Source organism: Bartonella sp. ML69XJBT (assembly GCF_028618515.1).
GTDB lineage: Bacteria > Pseudomonadota > Alphaproteobacteria > Rhizobiales > Rhizobiaceae > Bartonella.
Genome location: NZ_JAQITB010000001.1, coordinates 87,048 through 106,512 on the forward strand (window position 1 = coordinate 87,048; position 19,465 = coordinate 106,512).

General features: G+C 38.7%; 15 protein-coding genes and 1 pseudogene. 7 read left to right on the forward strand and 9 right to left on the reverse strand.

Features of this window, described 5'->3' with window-relative positions:
* Positions 1-182 precede the first annotated feature (182 nt).
* Complete coding sequence (locus PVV68_RS00415) at positions 183-668, reverse strand: BA14K family protein (protein ID WP_273719687.1); 486 nt, start codon at positions 666-668, stop codon at positions 183-185.
* A gap of 169 nt (positions 669-837) precedes the next feature.
* Here PVV68_RS00415 and PVV68_RS00420 point away from each other — a divergent pair, with 169 nt between their 5' ends.
* From PVV68_RS00420 to PVV68_RS00430, 3 genes and pseudogenes are all read left to right on the forward strand, one after another.
* Positions 838-1,935, forward strand: a complete 1,098-nt coding sequence (locus PVV68_RS00420) for a carboxynorspermidine decarboxylase (protein ID WP_273719686.1) — start codon at positions 838-840, stop codon at positions 1,933-1,935.
* 58 nt (positions 1,936-1,993) lie between these two features.
* On the forward strand, positions 1,994-3,232 hold the full coding sequence (locus PVV68_RS00425) for a saccharopine dehydrogenase family protein (RefSeq protein ID WP_273719685.1): 1,239 nt from the start codon (positions 1,994-1,996) through the stop codon (positions 3,230-3,232).
* A gap of 239 nt (positions 3,233-3,471) precedes the next feature.
* Positions 3,472-3,633: pseudogene (locus tag PVV68_RS00430) on the forward strand (Arm DNA-binding domain-containing protein); the annotation flags it as partial.
* Positions 3,634-3,994: 361 nt separating this feature from the next.
* On the opposite strand, the gene lpdA reads toward PVV68_RS00430, so the two are convergent.
* From lpdA to PVV68_RS00470, 8 genes are all read right to left on the reverse strand, one after another.
* A complete protein-coding gene (gene lpdA / locus PVV68_RS00435; protein WP_273719684.1) occupies positions 3,995-5,401 on the reverse strand; it encodes a dihydrolipoyl dehydrogenase in 1,407 nt (468 codons plus the stop codon).
* Positions 5,402-5,433: 32 nt separating this feature from the next.
* On the reverse strand, positions 5,434-6,663 hold the full coding sequence (gene odhB, locus PVV68_RS00440; RefSeq protein ID WP_273719683.1) for a 2-oxoglutarate dehydrogenase complex dihydrolipoyllysine-residue succinyltransferase: 1,230 nt from the start codon (positions 6,661-6,663) through the stop codon (positions 5,434-5,436).
* 33 nt (positions 6,664-6,696) lie between these two features.
* The gene (locus PVV68_RS00445) at positions 6,697-9,696 is read right to left on the reverse strand and encodes a 2-oxoglutarate dehydrogenase E1 component (RefSeq protein ID WP_273719682.1); all 3,000 of its coding nucleotides are present in this window, start codon (positions 9,694-9,696) and stop codon (positions 6,697-6,699) included.
* Between the two features lie 161 nt (positions 9,697-9,857).
* Positions 9,858-10,760 carry a succinate--CoA ligase subunit alpha gene (gene sucD, locus PVV68_RS00450; RefSeq protein WP_273719681.1) on the reverse strand — a complete coding sequence of 301 codons (903 nt, stop codon included), beginning with the start codon at positions 10,758-10,760 and terminating at the stop codon, positions 9,858-9,860.
* 3 nt (positions 10,761-10,763) lie between these two features.
* Positions 10,764-11,960 carry an ADP-forming succinate--CoA ligase subunit beta gene (sucC, locus tag PVV68_RS00455; RefSeq protein ID WP_273719680.1) on the reverse strand — a complete coding sequence of 399 codons (1,197 nt, stop codon included), beginning with the start codon at positions 11,958-11,960 and terminating at the stop codon, positions 10,764-10,766.
* Between the two features lie 93 nt (positions 11,961-12,053).
* Complete coding sequence (mdh, locus tag PVV68_RS00460; RefSeq protein ID WP_273719679.1) at positions 12,054-13,016, reverse strand: malate dehydrogenase; 963 nt, start codon at positions 13,014-13,016, stop codon at positions 12,054-12,056.
* A 304-nt stretch (positions 13,017-13,320) separates the two neighbouring features.
* Positions 13,321-14,490 carry a cell division protein ZapE gene (zapE, locus tag PVV68_RS00465; RefSeq protein ID WP_273719678.1) on the reverse strand — a complete coding sequence of 390 codons (1,170 nt, stop codon included), beginning with the start codon at positions 14,488-14,490 and terminating at the stop codon, positions 13,321-13,323.
* 97 nt (positions 14,491-14,587) lie between these two features.
* A complete protein-coding gene (locus PVV68_RS00470) occupies positions 14,588-15,130 on the reverse strand; it encodes an AprI/Inh family metalloprotease inhibitor (protein WP_273719677.1) in 543 nt (180 codons plus the stop codon).
* 234 nt (positions 15,131-15,364) lie between these two features.
* On the opposite strand from PVV68_RS00470, the gene dapF reads away from it, so the two are divergent.
* Genes dapF through PVV68_RS00490 form a run of 4 tightly spaced genes read left to right on the forward strand, consistent with a single transcriptional unit; the run spans position 15,365 to position 19,437 of the window.
* Entirely contained in the window at positions 15,365-16,216 is an 852-nt protein-coding gene (dapF, locus tag PVV68_RS00475; protein WP_273719676.1) for a diaminopimelate epimerase, read from the forward strand.
* Positions 16,216-17,499 (forward strand): tRNA (N(6)-L-threonylcarbamoyladenosine(37)-C(2))-methylthiotransferase MtaB, encoded by a 1,284-nt coding sequence (gene mtaB, locus PVV68_RS00480; RefSeq protein ID WP_273719675.1) that lies wholly within the window; start codon positions 16,216-16,218, stop codon positions 17,497-17,499. The genes dapF and mtaB overlap by 1 nt, the downstream gene beginning before the upstream one ends.
* Before the next feature lie 13 nt (positions 17,500-17,512).
* The gene (gene ftsY, locus PVV68_RS00485) at positions 17,513-18,751 is read left to right on the forward strand and encodes a signal recognition particle-docking protein FtsY (protein ID WP_273719674.1); all 1,239 of its coding nucleotides are present in this window, start codon (positions 17,513-17,515) and stop codon (positions 18,749-18,751) included.
* On the forward strand, positions 18,748-19,437 hold the full coding sequence (locus PVV68_RS00490; protein WP_273719673.1) for a septation protein A: 690 nt from the start codon (positions 18,748-18,750) through the stop codon (positions 19,435-19,437). Before ftsY ends, PVV68_RS00490 begins: the two co-directional genes overlap by 4 nt.
* The last annotated feature ends 28 nt before the right edge of the window (positions 19,438-19,465 follow it).

The window sequence follows — 19,465 nt, forward strand, 5'->3', positions numbered from 1 at the left end:
ATCACCCCCCTTATCACACACTTAACGATAATAAGATTTAATAAAACTTAAAAGTGGTTAAAATTTTTAAAAAACAACTGTTACATAAAAAAAGCAGACACTGCATACACACCCCTCTTTATTTTAAGAACGAGAATGAGCACGACAAGGCTTGAGAGAAATTTTTCTCTATTTAATAATTTTCACTTAAAAAAACGCGAAAGACACTGCTTACGAGGACCATGGAAAGGCTGATAACTATTATCGTTTTTATTATAAGAACGATAACGCGCCCGACAAGATTCCACGTGTTTTTTAGGCATCCATGGTTGTTTTTTCTCCAAAGAAGAAATTAAAAATACCCTTTTGTCCTCTAAGACAGTTTTTAATGGCACATGTTTCGTTTCTGAATGTGGTAACGCAGCGAAAGCTGCTTCAGGATACCACCAATTATCTCTATACTTAACATAACCACGCCGATAATTATGATATCCCTTAAAACCATTCAGTTCTCTACGCCCTGTCAAAATCAAAGGCACCGAACTCTCGTTAACAAAGTCTGAAGACACCAGTTTGGCTTCAACATCGCTCTTATCTTGCACCAAATTAACAATATTGGTTGTTATAAGGAAAAAACTGCCCATAAGTACAAGAGCGAAAGCATAATACAATTTTTTTTTCATACACATAATGCGAATCTCAAACTACAAAAACAAAACGCAGTTACAGAAAGCCTTTCTACCGCTAGACAGAAACAGATTCTTTTTTTAAAACTGTTTTTTCTAGAGACATTCTGTTGTTCTTTGTACTAAACGTTGATCTCAAGAATAAGATCCTTCAAAAGAGAATGGATAAGCAATGATAAAAACCCCCTATTATCTTATAGATAAATCTAAGCTCATCAAAAATATGGAAGTTATCGATCGCTTACGCAGCATATCTGGAGCAAAAATTTTGCTTGCTTTGAAATGTTTTGCCACATGGAGTGTTTTTGATGTCATGTCTGAATTTATGGATGGAACTACGTCATCATCCCTATATGAACTGCGTTTGGGAAGAGAAAAATTTGGTAAAGAAACTCATGCTTATTCGGTTGCTTGGGCAGATCATGAAATTAATGAAGTCTGTAGCTATGCAGACAAAATTATTTTTAATTCCATCCAACAACTTCAACGTTTTTCTGATGCAACAAAAACTCTTCAACGAGGTTTAAGGTTAAATCCAGGAATCAGTGCATCCAATTTTGATCTTGCCAACCCCTCCCGCCCTTTTAGTCGTTTAGGAGAAATCAATCAAAATGCTATAAAAGAAGTTCTACCACTCATAAATGGCCTCATGATTCACAACAATTGCGAAAATGCTGATTTCAATCTTTTCAATCAAATGCTCAGTCACATGGAAGAAAAATTTGCAGAACTTTTTGTTGCAGTTGATTGGATTAGCCTTGGCGGTGGAATTCACTTTACGGCTGAAAATTATCCTTTAGAAACTTTCGCAAAACGTTTAAAAGATTTTTCAAAAAACTATGGTGTTACCATTTTTCTAGAACCAGGAGAAGCTGCTATAACAAAAAGCACCACACTAGAAGTAAGTGTTCTTGATACATTGTATAATGAAAAAAAACTTGCTATCGTTGATAGCTCCATTGAAGCGCATATGCTTGATCTTCTCATTTATCGTGAGAACGCCAAATTAGAACCAAATCAAGGACCGTACGAAATTATGATATGCGGAAAATCTTGTCTTGCTGGTGATATTTTTGGAACATTTCAGTTTCCAGAACCTCTTAAAATAGGTGACAGACTGTCTTTTCAGGATGCAGCCGGTTATACAATGGTCAAGAAAAACTGGTTTAATGGCGTTGCAATGCCTGCCATTGTTATCAAAGAATTTGATGGTACACTAACACTTCAACGTCAATTTAATTATCATGATTATCAAACAAGTCTTTCATAAAAAAGAGCCATTAAAAACATTCTACAACAAGCAGTATTAAAAAGGAGATAAACCTACAATGAAGAAAAATATTCTCATTATTGGTGCTGGAGGTGTTGCACAGGTTGTTGCGCACAAATGTGCTCAAAACAACGATATTCTTGGTGAAATTCATATTGCTTCACGAACCCTCAAAAAGTGTGAAGCCATCATTGCCTCTATTAAAGAAAAAAACACTATGAAAGAGCAAGGCGTTCTTCAAAGTCACCAACTCGATGCAATGAATATAGAAGAAACTGTAAAACTGATCCAAAAGACCAAATGTAAAATTGTCATCAATGTGGGTTCAGCCTTTCTTAACATGTCTGTTCTTTCTGCTTGTATCCAAACCAAATGCGCTTACATTGATACTGCCATTCACGAAGCCCCCCTGAAAATTTGCGAAACACCACCTTGGTATGGCAATTATGAATGGCCTCGGCGTCAAGAATGTGAAAAAGCTGGGATTACTGCTATTCTAGGTGCTGGTTTTGATCCAGGCGTTGTGAATGCTTATGCAGCATTAGCGCGTGAGAATTATTTTGATAAGATCACCGATATTGATATTATTGATATTAATGCCGGCACCCATGGACGTTGGTTTGCCACCAATTTTGATCCAGAAATTAACTTTCGAGAATTTACAGGACAAGTATGGTCTTGGCAAAATAAAAAATGGGTTTCCCATAAAATGTTTGAAGTCAGTAATGAATGGGATCTCCCAATTGTTGGCAAACAAAAAGCCTATATGACGGGACATGATGAAATTCATTCATTATCCAAAAATCTCGATGTAGAAAATGTCCGTTTCTGGATGGGATTTAGTGAACATTACATTACTGTTTTTACTGTTTTGAAAAATCTTGGACTTTTATCTGAACAGCCTATTAAAACGGCAGAAGGTCAAGAAGTTGTCCCCTTAAAAGTTGTAAAAGCTGTTTTACCCGATCCAGCTTCTTTAGCATCAGACTACACAGGAAAAACCTGTATTGGAGATCTTATTAAAGGTGAAAAAGATGGCAAACCAAGAGAAATGTTTATCTATAATATAGCCGATCACAAACAAGCTTTTAACGAAACCGGTGCACAAGGCATTTCCTATACCGCTGGTGTACCAGCAGCAGTAGCAGCCCTTCTTATTGCTACTGGTGAATGGGATGTTAAAACAATGGTCAACGTAGAAGAACTACCACCACAACCTTTTCTCAAATATCTCGATCGCATGGGGCTTTCCACCTGGATAAGAGAGCAACAAGAAGAGAAAAAAATACAGTTTTAAGTTTATCTGTAGCACTATAAAAGATTGTCTTTTAACGGTGATACAAGATATTGATTTATAATGATAATTTAGCGTTGTTCATATTGAATGAGACCCTCGAATAACGTAAGATTCTCTCATTTCAAATCTGTTTATGTTGCATCAATCAAAATCATTTGCTTGCACGTCAAAAGCGGGGCTGGCGTGTGGGTAAAAACTGTATAAGAAAGGACTAAAAATGGCTCTTATAATCGTCTTAAGTGCCAAGGGCTGTCGCAACAGTGGGAGCTGGCAAATATAATGATGGTGCTGGCTTGCTTCTTCACAAGCGTAAAGATGGCGGTGCTCAATGGCTTTATCGCTATACCATTCACGGGCGCCGCCGTGAAATGGGCTTGGGTGCCTTAAGAGATGTCTCTTTATATAAGACACTGTTATAAATATAAAAGGCATCTATTTTTTTGCATCAACCAAATGGAGAAATGTATCTTTGAATGAAATATTGGAGAGAAAATTTATCCCTCAAACCTCTAGCAATGCATTACATCAATGCTCAACAGAAGGAAATTTGCTTAAGACAAATCAATCTTATTACAAATTGATGCGGTTTGAGAGATTGTCTTTTAGGGCAAAGAAAAAATAAATCTTTATACACCAACAAAAAATACAGAGAAACCGCCCTTATAAGGGGCGGTTTTTTCCAAAACACACAACAATAAAACCACCGATAAAGTATCTTTTAGGCTTTTTCAAGAGACATATCATAGAACGCTCAAAGCGCATCTAGATATGAAGTGGTTTAGCAAATGTCGCTAAAGCAGCCTCTCGTACAGCTTCTGATAAAGTAGGATGCGCATGGCAACAACGCCCCAAATCTTCTGAAGCTCCCCCAAATTCCATTAAAACCGCAATTTCATGGATCATTTCACCAGCACCAAATCCAAGAATATGCCCCCCTAACACCCGATCTGTTTTTTTATCAGCAAGGATTTTAACAAACCCATCACTCCTTTGCATGGCACGTGCACGACCATTAGCCATGAAAGGAAATTTACCAACATTATATTCAATACCAGCAGCTTTAAGTTCTTCTTCTGTCTTCCCTACACTAGCAATTTCCGGTTGTGTATAGACAACACTAGGAATGACATCAAAATTAACATGCCCCTTTTGACCCGCTAAAATTTCCGCTACAGCAATACCCTCTTCCTCTGCCTTATGCGCCAACATTGGTCCTTTAACAACATCACCAATCGCATAAATTCCTGGAATATTTGTCTGCCACTGTGCATCGATAACAACAAAGCCACGCTCATCTATCTGAACACCCGCCTCTCTCAAACCAAGACCTTCCGTGTATGGAGAACGTCCCGTCGCAATGAGCACAACATCAGCCTCTAAAGTTTCAGAAGCACCACCTTTAGCGGCTTCAAAACTCACCTGAGCCGTTGAAGCAGATCGCGTAATAGCTGTTACTTTTGCATTAGTCTTATACTCAATTCCCTGTTTTTCCATTATTTTTTGGAACTGCCTTGAAATTTCACCATCCATTGATCCTAAAACTTTATTAAGATATTCAATAATGGTTACCTTAGCACCTAAACGACTCCAAACTGAACCAAGCTCTGAACCAATAACCCCAGCCCCCACAACAATCATACGTGTTGGTACTTTTTCAAGAGTAAGAGCTCCCGTAGAAGAAACGACAACCTTTTCATCAACGTCAACATTCACACCCGGAATGCCTGAACTCTCTGAACCCGTAGCAATCACAATATTCTTTGTTTCAATCTTTTGTGTACTACCATCCCGAGCAACGACTTCCACATGACCTACACTTAAAATTTTGGCTGTACCAAAAAAAGTGTCAACTTTATTTTTTTTCATCAAAAAAGAGACACCACTCGTATTAGCTGTCACAACAGCTTTTTTATGCGCCATCATCTGCTCAAGATTAAGCTTTGATTTTGCAATAGAAATACCAAGTGTTTCAAAACCATGTTGTGTTTCAGCAAACACTTCTGAGGCATGTAACAATGCTTTAGAAGGAATACAGCCAACATTAAGACATGTCCCCCCTAATGTTACCCGTTTTTCAATAATTGCTGTTTTAAGCCCTAATTGCGCCGCTTTTATCGCTGCGACATAACCACCCGGCCCCGCTCCAATCACAACCACATCATAAGACATCCGTTCTTCCTTTCGTCCCGAAAATTGTACTTTTACAAATCAAGAACAAGGCGTTCCGGATCTTCTAAACTTTCCTTAACACGCACAAGGAAAGTTACAGCTTCTTGGCCATCTACAATACGATGATCATAAGAAAGTGCTAGATACATCATGGGGCGAATCACGATTTGTCCCTCCACAACCATTGCTCGCTCTTTAATCGCATGCATTCCCAAAATACCAGATTGTGGTGCATTTAAAATCGGCGTAGACATTAATGATCCATAAACCCCCCCGTTAGTAATGGTAAAAGTTCCACCTTGCATATCAGAAACCGCTAATTTTCCATCACGAGCAAGACGCCCCAAACGACCAACTTCCTTTTCAATCTCTGCCAACGACATCTGATCTGCATTACGTATCACCGGAACTACAAGCCCTTTATCCGTTCCAACCGCAATTCCAGCATTGACATAGTTTTTGTAAATAATATCTGTTCCATCAATTTCTGCATTAACAGCAGGAAGTTCTTTTAATGCATGACAAACAGCTTTAGTAAAAAAGCCCATAAAACCAAGCTTAACACCATGCTTTTTTTCAAAAATATCCTTATAACGCTTACGCAAATCCATCACCGCAGACATATCCACCTCATTAAATGTGGTTAACATTGCTGCAGTATTCTGTGCATCTTTAAGACGACGAGCAATTGTTTGACGTAATTTTGTCATACGAACCCGCTCTTCATGGATTTCCTGTACAGAAGCAGCTGAAGAGCTGGAGACAGAAGAAGAGCTAACTGTAGAAGTCATAGGAGTAGGTGCTTTTGTTCCTTGTGTCATCACACCAAGCACATCTTCTTTGAGAACTTGTCCACGTTTTCCAGAACCTGAAATATCACTTTTTGCAATATTATTTTCTGCCATCAATTTTGCTGCTGAAGGTGCTGGAGGCATTGTATCACGTGAAAGAGACTGCTCCGATTGAGCGGGAGTGGTAGATCCAGATGTCTCAGAAGACGGCGATGTTTTGGTAACACCAGCTGCTCCAGCTTCAACTCTCCCTAAGAGCGCATTAACTCCAACTGTATCGCCTTCCTTTGCAATGATTTCAGATAATTTTCCTGCAACAGGTGAGGGAACCTCAACTGTTACCTTATCAGTTTCTAATTCAACCAAAGGCTCATCTATAGCAACAGCGTCACCAAGCTTTTTAAACCATTTACCAACAGTTGCCTCGGTAACCGATTCGCCCAAAGTAGGAACACGGATTTCAGTAGTCATAATATTTTTCCATATATCAGAGTAGTCATAAATTTAAGAGCCCAACGCGTCTTCAAGAAACGCAGCAAGCTGTTCAAGATGTTTCACCATTAACCCAGAGGCCGGTGATGCACTTGCAGGACGCCCTGCATAACGCGCACGTGAATATTGCGCATTGATATGCGTCAAAACCCATTCTAAATAAGGCTCAATAAATGACCAAGCCCCCATATTTTTTGGTTCCTCTTGGCACCAAACAATTTCTGCCTGCAAAAAGCGCGATAACACATCCACCAAGGCTTTCGCAGGAAAAGGATAAAGCTGTTCAACACGAAGCAAATAAACATCATCAATCCCCCTTTTTTCACGTTCTTCATAAAGATCATAATAAACCTTTCCAGTACAAAGAACGACACGGCGAATTTTATTATTCTTCTGCAATTTAATCACAGAATCTTTGAGAACTTCAGCATCATCAAGCAACAAACGGTGAAAACCCATTTCTGGTCCCATTTCACTGAGAAAGGAAACAGCTCTTTTATGGCGTAAAAGCGATTTTGGTGTCATTAAAATCAATGGTTTACGGAAATCACGTTTAATCTGTCGACGTAAAATATGAAAATAATTTGCAGGTGTCGTGCAATTTGCAACCTGCATATTATCTTCCGCACAAAGTTGCAGAAAACGCTCTAAACGTGCTGAAGAATGCTCTGGCCCTTGCCCTTCAAAACCATGAGGCAACAAACATACAAGACCAGACATACGAAGCCACTTACGTTCCGCAGACGAAATAAATTGATCAAAAATAACCTGTGCACCATTAGAAAAATCACCAAATTGTGCTTCCCAAAGCGTTAATCCTCGTGGCTCAGCAAGAGAATATCCATATTCGAAACCAAGCACAGCTTCTTCAGAAAGCATTGAATTAACAACCTCATAAAATGCCTGTCCCTTTTGCAAATTATTTAAAGGAATATAACGTGCTTCGTTTTCTTGATCGTAAAGAACTGAATGCCGTTGTGAAAAAGTTCCACGTTCAACATCCTCACCGGAAAGGCGAACGGGTGCTCCTTCTAAGCACAATGAGCCAAAAGCGAGAGCTTCAGCCGTTGCCCAATCAACACCCTCACCGGTTTCAAAAATTTTAGCACGATTACTCAAAAAGCGTTGAATGGTTTTATGAACATGAAAATCTGCTGGAATCTCGACAAGTTTTTTACCAATTTCCTGTAAAGTTTTTAATTCAACACCAGTTGTTCCACACTGTTGTTCATCGGCACTCGTAGAAGCTTTGAGACCCGTCCAACTCCCATCAAGCCAATCTGCTTTATTCGGCTTATAAGAAGTGCTTACTTCAAACTCAATTTCAAGTTTATCACGCCATAGTTTTTTTTGCTGTTCAATCTCTTCTAGAACAACCACCCCTTCTGCTACTAACTGATCTCCATAAAGTTGCAGAGTCGTTTTGTGATTACGGATAGCCTTATACATAAGCGGCTGCGTAAAGGAAGGTTCATCACCTTCATTATGCCCATAACGACGATAACAGAACATATCAATCACTACCGGTTTATGGAAAATTTGACGAAATTCTATCGCCACTTTTGCAACAAAAACAACCGCCTCAGGATCATCACCATTCACATGGAAAATTGGCGCATCAATCATCTTCGCTACATCTGATGGATACGGTGAAGAACGCGAAAAACGTGGATCAGTTGTAAAACCAATCTGATTATTAATAATCACATGGACAGAGCCGGCAACGCTGTAACCTTTAAGACCTGAAAGTCCAAAAGTTTCCTGAATAACCCCCTGCCCTGCAAAAGCAGCATCACCATGAATAAGCAATGGTAAAACCTTTGAACGTTCATTCAATGGGAGTGAATCAGTCTGCATACGTCCCACAAGTTGATCTTGTTTAGCACGCGCTTTTCCAATAACAACCGGATCAACAATCTCAAGATGAGAGGGATTTGCCAAAAGCGATAAATGAACTTTTTTACCATCAAATTCAAGATCAGCAGAAGTCCCCAAATGATATTTAACATCACCCGACCCCTCTACATCATCCGGCTTATAAGACCCCCCTTTGAATTCATGAAAAATAGCCCGATGTGGTTTTGCGAGCACTTGTGAAAGAACGTTTAAACGACCACGATGAGCCATTCCTAAAATAATTTCCTGCACTCCCAAAGCACCACCACATTTAATAATTTGTTCAAGAGCAGGAATGAGTGCTTCACCTCCATCAAGTCCAAAACGCTTTGTTCCTTTATATTTTGTATCTAAAAACTGTTCGAACCCTTCTGCCTCAATCAGTTTGTTAAGAATAGCTTTTTTACCTTCTGCTGTGAAGGAAATGCGTTTATCTGGTCCTTCAATACGCTCTTGAAGCCATGCTTTTTGAGCAGGATCAGAAATATGCATATATTCTACACCAATTGTTGAACAATAGGTACGATTGAGAATCTCTAGCATTTGTGGGATAGTTGCGTATTCCAAGCCTAAAACATTATCAATAAAAATTGGACGCTCATAATCAGCAGGAGTAAAACCATACGCTTCTGGAGAAAGTTCCTTGTAATCATCAAGTTTTTCCGCCAATTGAAGAGGATCTAGCTGTGCACGAAGATGCCCCCGTGTGCGAAAAGCACGAATCATTCTAAGCGCCTGAACAGAATCACGCGTTGCTTGAATAATATCTTGTTCGCTAAAACTTGTTCCTTTTGGGGTAGCACCCGTTGCTGCTTTTTCTTTTAATTTATTACCAACATGTTTTTCAAGAACAGACCAATCGCCATCGAGAGCAGAGACGAGCTCACCATTTGCCTTTAATGGCCAATGATCACGTTGCCATGTTGCACCTTCAGCATTTTTGAGAACATCTTCTTTTTTATCATGCAGATTTTCAAAAAAAGTACGCCACTGTGAATCTACACTGTTGGGATCCTTTTCATATTCGGCATAAAGTTGATCTATGTAATCCGCATTTCCACCATACAGAAACGACGTTTGTGCAAAAAGACTATTTATCTCGTCCTGCCTTGCCATATACCTATCCGGAACATTTATTCCGTCTCCTTATATCTTTTTTCGACCTTTAAACGCTTGCAAAACAAACGAAAATCAGAAAGTTCAAAAAAGCTTTCACCTTTTTACATCTAATATTTTATCAGAATAAGGATATATTCTTATTCTGATAAAGTTTTATTTTAGCCCTTCAAAACAGACATCAAGGTTTTCCCTATCTGTGATGGTGAAGGAGAAACCCGAATTCCAGCTGATTCCATAGCAGCAATTTTATCTTCTGCTCCACCTTTTCCACCCGAAATAACAGCACCAGCATGCCCCATTGTACGCCCTGGAGGAGCTGTACGACCAGCAATAAAACCAACCACCGGTTTTTTGCGACCCTTTCTTGCCTCATCTTGGAGAAACTGTGCTGCTTCTTCTTCAGCAGAACCGCCAATTTCACCAATCATAACAATAGACTGCGTTTCATCATCTGCTAAAAACATTTCCAACACATCAATAAATTCGGTACCCTTAACAGGATCCCCCCCAATACCAATCGCTGTTGTCTGCCCAAGACCTTCATGACTTGTTTGAAAAACTGCTTCATAGGTTAGAGTTCCTGACCGTGAAACAACTCCAACAGAGCCTTTTCTAAAAATAGAACCAGGCATAATACCTATTTTACATTCATTTGGTGTAAGAATACCAGGGCAATTAGGACCAATGAGACGTGATTTTGATTTTTCCAACCTTGCCTTTACTTTCACCATATCCATAACAGGAATGCCTTCTGTAATACAGATAATCAAACGGATCTCAGCATCAATAGCCTCTATAATAGCTGCCGCTGCCCCTGCAGGAGGAACATAAATAACGGAAGCATCAGCACCTGTTTTTTCTTTTCCTTCTGCAACACTCGCAAAAATAGGAAGGGTTTCACCTTTTGAGCCTTCCCATGTCTCACCACCCTTTTTAGGATTGACACCACCAACCATTTGCGTGCCGTAATAAGCAAGTGCTTGTTCTGTATGAAATGTTCCTGTTTTTCCTGTAAGCCCTTGAACCAGAACTTTTGTATCTTTATTCACAAGAATCGACATCGCTTAAGCTCCCTTCACGGCTGCAACAATTTTTTGAGCAGCATCATCTAAATCGTCAGCGGGAATAACATTCAAACCACTATCACTGATAATTGCTTTACCTTGCTCAACATTCGTACCTTCAAGACGAACAACCAAAGGAACCTTTAAACCAACTTCGCGAACAGCAGCAACCACACCCTCAGCAATGACATCGCAACGCATAATACCACCAAAAATATTGACCAAAATACCTTTAACATTGGGATCAGCAGTAATAATTTTAAAAGCAGCAGTTACTTTCTCTTTTGAAGCCCCACCACCAACATCGAGGAAATTTGCTGGTTCAGCTCCATAAAGCTTAATGATGTCCATTGTTGCCATAGCAAGACCGGCACCATTGACCATACAACCAATTGTGCCCTCGAGAGCGACATAAGCAAGATCATGCTTTGATGCTTCGATCTCTTTGGAATCTTCTTCTGAAGTATCACGCAATTCCAGAATATCTGGATGACGAAACAGAGCATTATTATCAAAAGAAACTTTTGCATCCAGAACCCGCAAATGACCATCTTTCATCACAATAAGCGGATTGATTTCAAGAAGGCTCATATCTTTTTCACAAAACACCTTATAGAGAATTGGAAAAAGCTTTTCTCCATCTTCTCTTGCACACCCTTGCAATTCTAATGCATCACAAAGCCTTGCACAATCATCAGAGGTAACGCCCTGTGTAGCATCAATGGGTAGAGTTAATATTTTTTCTGGTGTTTCTTCAGCGACCGTTTCAATATCCATTCCACCTTCTGTTGAAACCACGAACGCTACTCGACCAACACTACGATCAACCAAAAGAGAAAGATAAAGCTCCCGTTCGATATCGGCACCATCTTCAATATAAAGACGATTGACTTGTTTACCCTCTGGACCAGTTTGTTTGGTTACCAAAGTTTTACCAAGCATTTCTTGGACATTTGCAACAACTTCTTCAACGGATTTTGCAAGCCGAACACCACCCTTTGCATCAGAACCAAGTTCTTTAAACTTACCTTTACCACGACCACCAGCATGTATCTGACTTTTAACCACATAGAGAGGTCCAGGCAATTTCTTTGCCCATTTTTCAGCTTGCTCTACAGAATAAACAGCAACACCATTTGCAATTGGTGCTCCATATTCATGAAGCAGACGTTTGGCCTGATACTCATGGATATTCATGCATTTGTCCTTTTCTTTTATGAATTACTTGAATTAATTTTTAAGTCCTAATATTTCAAATACTCTATTTTAATGAACAGAATCTTGCTCAATTTATGCAAGACTAGGTACAAGAGCGATACAAGCTTCACAAAGCTTCTTAACCGCATTCACTGAATATTCAAAAGCACTTTTTTCTTCTTTATCAAGATCAATTTCAATGACCCGCTCAACACCGCCCGCCCCAAGCACCACGGGAACACCCACATAGGTATCGTTTACTCCATATTGTCCTGAAAGATAAGCTGCAACAGGAACAACACGCTTAGTGTCCTTCAAATAGGCCTCAGCCATAGAAACAGCAGAAGCTGCTGGTGCATAAAAAGCAGAACCTGTTTTTAACAAACCAATAATTTCTGCACCACCATCACGGGTGCGTTGGATAATTTGGTCAATTCTTTCTTGTGTGGTCCAACCCATCTTCACAAGATCAGGCAAAGAAATACCACCAACCGTTGAATAACGCACCAAAGGCACCATTGAATCACCATGCCCTCCTAAAACAAACGCTGTCACATCTTTAACAGAGACCTTAAATTCCTCAGATAAGAAATAACGAAAACGTGCCGAATCAAGAACACCAGCCATACCAACCACTTTATGCACAGGAAGACCTGAAAATTTTTGCAATGCCCATACCATTGCATCAAGGGGGTTAGTAATACAAATAACAAACGCTGAAGACGCATATCTTTTAATTCCAACACCAACCTGTTCCATGACTTTTAAATTAATGCCTAGAAGATCATCACGGCTCATACCTGGTTTGCGTGCAACACCTGCTGTTACAATAACAACATCAGCCCCCTCAATTGCTTCATAAGCATTTGCACCTTTTAAACTGACATCAAAACCGTCAACGGGTGAAGATTCGACAATATCAAGAGCCTTCCCCTGAGGCATACCTTCTGCAATATCAAACAAGACAACATCACCAAGCTCTTTAAGCCCAATCATATGTGCTAAAGTGCCACCGATCATACCCGAACCAATCAGAGCTATTTTTTTCCGTACCATTTTATTTTTCCTAACTTTAGAAAACTCAATCTATACTTACCAGCGCCGGTATTAAATATTTTCTTTGCTTTTAGCCATATTTTAACAATATCTTCAAAAGAAAAAAAAGATGAAATTCACTAAACTTCTTTACTTCATAGAAGCCATAATCCTCCACGCAAACATGCTATTAGAAAACTACTATAGATTTATCGATAAAGTGAATTTTTAAAAAATACAACAGAATTATTACACTTCTTTTAAATTCAAATAGTTATTATTCTTAAAGTTTACGCAAAGATAAAACGACAATCAACTTTTCCCTTTAAATAAAAAAACGTTCTGCCCAAACTTTTAAATACTCTTCGCTTTGCATCTCAAAAAGACGCGATTGTGTTCTCTGAAATTCAAATGTTTCGGACGTCTGCGCATGCCCCTGATATAAATCCTCAAGTTTCGTCGCCGCTGACATAAATAATCTTATGTGGCGCTCATAAAGAACATCAATAAGTAAAATAAATCGTTTTGTTTCATTGCGATATGTATCATCCATCACCGGTACATTATCGACAAAAACCGTATGATAACGTTCCCCTAATGCTAAATATTCAGCTGCGGCCAAAGGCTTTGCACATAAATCTTGATAATCAAAGCGTGCACAACCTGCACCGACACGTGGAATAGGAATAAGACGCCCTTTTATAGAAAGTTCATCAGATGTTTCTTTGTGTCCCTGCAGTGCCAGTACCCAAGCCTGATTCATGTATTCATCTGTCTGCTCCCCTAATGGCGTTATATACACATGTTGTAGATTTGATTTTTCAAGCCGATAGTCTGTCTTTGCATCAAGATTAAAAACGCGAACATGTGTTTTCAAAGCTTGAATAAAAGGCAAAAAAAGCTCTCGATTTAAACCGTTATAATAAAGATTATCAGGAGCAACATTTGAAGTCGCAACAAAGAAAACCCCTTTCTCAAACAAAGCAGCAACAAGGCGACCAAGCACCATTGCATCAGCAATATCCGTGACACTAAATTCATCAAAACAAAGCACTTTGGCTTCCCGTGCAAGATCTTGGGCAACAGCTAAAATAGGATTATCTTGTCCAACTTTTTTGTGTGTTGATGCTTTACGGTAAAAATTAATACGCTCATGTATATCAGCCATGAAATCATTAAAATGGGCGCGCTTTTTATGCTCCAGCGGCAAACAAGAAAAGAACAAATCCATCAGCATGGTTTTGCCTCGTCCTACTTCACCATAAATATACAGCCCCTGAAAGGAAGTATCCCCTTCATCTTGTCTTGAAACATAAGACAATGGTTGTTTTTTTCTCCTGAAAAAACGCCAAAATGCTAGAGGGTGGGAAATATTTTGTTCTGTAATTTTTTGTAATAAATGATCAAAAGATTTTGTCAAAGCCAATTGAGCAGGATCAAAACTGATTTCTCCTTTTAAGACAAGCTCTTTATAACGCATTGAAATCGAAGTCATAAAACAACCTTTTTCAAACCACTTTCAATAAAAAATAGATGTTTTCTTCACAAACCCGTACATCTATTTCTTATTTTTATAAATGGTCAAAAGCGCTCTAACGGCTTAAAATAACGGGACGATCATCAAGTGTACGTCCTTCAAAACGATCAACATTGGAAGAATAAAGGGCAACAATAACGCGCCCTGAATTATTATAGAAATATAATTTTTTCCCTTTAACAGCCCACGACTTTACTTGAGAAAGGATTCCTGGACAGTGTAAGGGCCCAGCACGGTATCCTTGTCCAAATTTTGTTTGTGGCGTTGCAATTCGACAAACTTTTCCCCCCATAGAAAGATTCCACACCCCAGCAATACTTGCAGGAAATAAATCAACAGCACTACTTGGCAATTCAAGGCTAGCCATTCGTCCATCACTCTGAGAATCTCCTTTCTCATACATCGAAGCATCTGCTGCTTCAACAGCCAATGAAGAAGAGGATACATCAGGTATCACTTCTGTTTCTATTTGTTGAAGTGGATAAAAAACTTCTAATGTGTTGTTACTATCATTACTGTCAAAGCGCGATGTTAAACATCCCCCTAAAAATATAACTGTTGATAGTGCAACGAAAAATGAAACCCTTGAAAATGACATATTTATACTCTTTCCCACGACAATAAAGAAGCTCCCTCAAAGAAATGAGTGAACATTTGTTATATGGCATTTTACAAAGATACATTAACAAATTAAAAAAAAACAGGATGAAAATTGCCTATTTTAAATGATAAATAATTCCTCCACCTGTTTTCTATCTATTAAGTACTAGAAATTTATAAGATATTCAGTCATATATCTTTTGTGGGTAATCAATAAAAATAGAGAAATTTCATGAAAACACCCTTCAGCAAAATGAACGGTCTTGGAAATCAAATCATTGTTGCTGATATGCGTGACAGCACACATGCTCTGACATCACAAGCAATTCTTGCCTTATCAGCAGATTCTCAAACGCATTTTGATCAAATTATGGCACTTCACCCCGCCACAAAAAAAGAGGCTGATTTTCGCCTTGAAATATGGAATTCTGATGGCTCAATGGCTAAAGCCTGTGGTAATGGTACGCGTTGTGTCATTGCATGGCTTACAGATCATAATTTTGGTGAGAGCTTTCGATTGGAAACATCTGCTGGAATTATTGAAGGTAAACGCCAAACCGATAATCTCATTTCTGTTGACATGGGGAGCCCAAATTTCAATGCAAAAGAGATGCCTGTTTCACGTGAAATAGTCGATACCAATCACGTCAATATTACTGCTGGTCCCTTAAAAGATGCAAGCCTTGTATCCATCGGTAATCTCCACGCTATTTTTTTTATTGAGAGCGATATTCAACATCTTCCATTAGAAAAATATGGACCAAAACTTGAACATGATCCTCTTTTTCCAGAACGATGTAATATCTCCATTGTTCATGTCACGTCAAAGAAAAGCCTAAATTTACGCACATGGGAGCGAGGAGCTGGATTAACGCAAGCATGTGGAAGCGCTGCTTGTGCGAGTGCGGTGGCTGCTTATCGACGTGGACTTACAAACCGCCATATCGATGTGAATTTACCAGGAGGAATACTTAATATTCTTTACAGAGAAGATGATCATATTATCATGACTGGCCCAATTGAATATGAATTTAGTGGTTTTTTTAACCCTTTAACAGGGAGCTATAAAAAGGATCACTTTTGATGGCTATAGAAATTGTAACATTTGGTTGTCGACTAAACAGCTACGAATCAGAAATTATACGCAAAGAAAGCACTTCTTCAGGGCTAGATCAACTCAAAGACGGTGCGATCATCTTTAACACCTGTGCTGTTACTGCAGAAGCTGTGCGACAAGCAAAACAAGCTATCCGCAAAGCGAGACGAGAAAATCCTCATGCACGTATTATTGTCACGGGATGTGCAGCACAAACAGAAGCGCAAAATTTTGCCTCCATGACAGAAGTGGATCTTGTTTTAGGGAATGAGGACAAACTCCATGCCCATTCTTATCGTCAACTTCCTGATTTTGGCATCAACCATTCCGAAAAGTTGCGCATCAATGACATCATGGAAGTGCAAAAAATTGCTCCACATATGGTGAGCGGGATGGAAGAACGCACACGTGCCTTTGTACAAGTGCAAAATGGATGCGATCATCGCTGTACCTTTTGCATTATCCCTTATGGGCGCGGACCATCACGTTCAGTTCCCATGGGTGCTGTCATTGAACAAATTAAACGGCTCATAGATAATGGTATTCAAGAAGTCGTTTTAACAGGTGTCGATCTGACAAGCTATGGTCATGATCTGCCTGGAAAAGCCTCTTTAGGGAAATTAACTTCTGCTATTTTACATCATGTTCCTGACTTGCCTCGATTACGTCTTTCGTCAATTGACTCCATTGAAGCAGATGAAGAACTTATCAATCTTTTAGCCTATGAAACAAAAATCATGCCACATTTACATTTATCTTTGCAAGCAGGCGATAATATGATTTTAAAAAGAATGAAACGGCGACATTTGCGTGAACATGCAATTCAATTTTGCCAAGAATTGCGCTCCAAACGTCCCACTATAGTTTATGGCGCAGATTTAATTGCAGGTTTTCCCACCGAAACAGAAGAGATGTTCCAAAATAGCCTCTCCTTGGTCAATGATTGTCATTTAACACACCTCCATGTTTTTCCTTTTAGTCCAAGAGAAGGAACACCTGCCGCGCGAATGCCACAAATCAATCGTAAAATAATTAAGATGCGTGCACAACGATTACGCGAAGTAGGTGAGGAGGCTTACCAAAGGCATCTTGCTCGCTTACAAAATAGCCAGCAAACAATTCTCGTTGAAAAAGATGAAATTGGACGAACAGAAGATTATACTCTGACACAAATTAAAGGTGCAAAAGCTGGAACAATTGTTCAAGCCCTTATTATTGACCATGATGGCAATAAATTGATTGCTGTCCTTCCAAAATTAAATGCAGCTTGAGCAGGAAACCCTTATGACAAAATCTTTTATCAAAAAAATATTTTCTTTAAAAAAATCTGAAGAACGAGAAAAAGAACAAGTTTCACCTTCTTATGAAGATGATAAAGCAAAAGAAACTGAAAACACCAAAAACGAACAATTCTCTATAGAGAAAGAAAAAACAGAACAAATAGAAAATCAAAAGACACCATCTGCAAAATATGATGAGAAAACTCCATCTGTTGAAGACGATACTAGAAAAATTCCCCTTTCTGGAAAAGTAATTGTCACAGATACTGTCCATGAGAAGAAAATTGAAGAATTTTCCTCTGTATCCTCTATTGAACAGAAAAAAACACCATGGTTTGGACGCCTAAAAAAGGGATTAGCTCTTTCTTCACAAAGATTAAGCGGATCAATTAGTGATCTTTTTGTTAAAGGAAAGCTTGATGAAGATACATTACAAGAGCTGGAAGATATTCTGATTCAATCAGATCTTGGTGTTGAAACTGCTACACGTATTACGGATAATCTTTCTTCCAGTCGTTATGAGAAGAATTTATCTCCAGATGACATCTACACCATTATGGCAGATGAAATCAAAAAAGTCTTGGAACCTGTTGCAATTCCACTAGAACTTGATCTTAATCATAAGCCTCATGTTATTTTACTGGTTGGTGTAAATGGTACTGGAAAAACAACTACTATTGGGAAAATTGCAGCAAAACTTACCGCAGGAGGACTAAAAGTGATGCTCGCTGCTGGTGATACATTTCGCGCTGCTGCTATTGAACAGTTGCATATTTGGGGTGAACGCACAGGTTCTCCTGTTATTTCAACAAAACTAGGAGCAGATGCTGCAAGTTTAGCATTTGATGCTTATGAAAAAGCCAAAAAAGCAAACAGTGATGTCTTGATTATCGATACCGCTGGACGTCTACAAAATAAAACTGAATTGATGGATGAATTAGCAAAAATTATCCGTGTTTTGAAGAAACACACTCCCCAAGCCCCCCATACAGTTCTCCAAACGCTAGATGCCACCACCGGACAAAATGCGCTCAATCAAGTGGATATTTTCCGCGATATTGCCGGTGTTAACGGTTTAGTCATGACAAAGCTTGATGGTAGTGCACGGGGAGGAATTCTTGTTGCCATTGCAGCAAAATATAAATTACCCGTTTATTTTATCGGTATAGGAGAGAATGTCGAGGATCTTCAACCTTTTTCTGCTTCTGATTTTGCCGAAACAATCGCAGGAAGATACGCATGAAAAAAACTTCATTAAAAACCAATTCGCATAATAGTCCCAACGGAGAAAATACCAATGACAATCAAAAAGCATCCTTTTCACCAACACTGAAATTTCTTTTAGAAATGGGACCATTGATTGTTTTTTTCCTTGCCAATTATAAAGGTGAATGGTTGATAAACAATATTGGGCTTTTTAAAAATTTTCATAAACCTATTTTTCCTGCCACAGCTATTTTTATGGTAGCAATCATTATTGCATTAAGCTTATCATGGATTCTTGCACGAAAAATTCCCATAATGCCTCTCATCTCAGGAATATTTGTTCTCGTCTTTGGATTTTTAACTCTTTGGCTTCATAATGATACTTTTATTAAAATGAAGCCAACAATCATTAATAGCTTATTTGCTGTTATTCTTTTTGGTGGTATGTTTTTTAAAAAACCATTGTTGCGTTATGCTCTCGATTCTACTTTAAAACTTGATGATTTAGGATGGCAAAAACTTACCTATCGTTGGGCGTTTTTTTTCATTTTTCTTGCTCTTTTAAATGAAATAATTTGGCGTAATTTCAGTGATAATTTTTGGACGAGTTTTAAAGTCTTTGGTGTTATGCCCCTCACAGTTATTTTCATGCTAACTCAAATGCCTCTTATACTAAAACATTCACAGGGACTTTTTCCAGAAAAGGACAAATCTGATTTTTAAACAAAATATATCCGTCATTATAAATTAT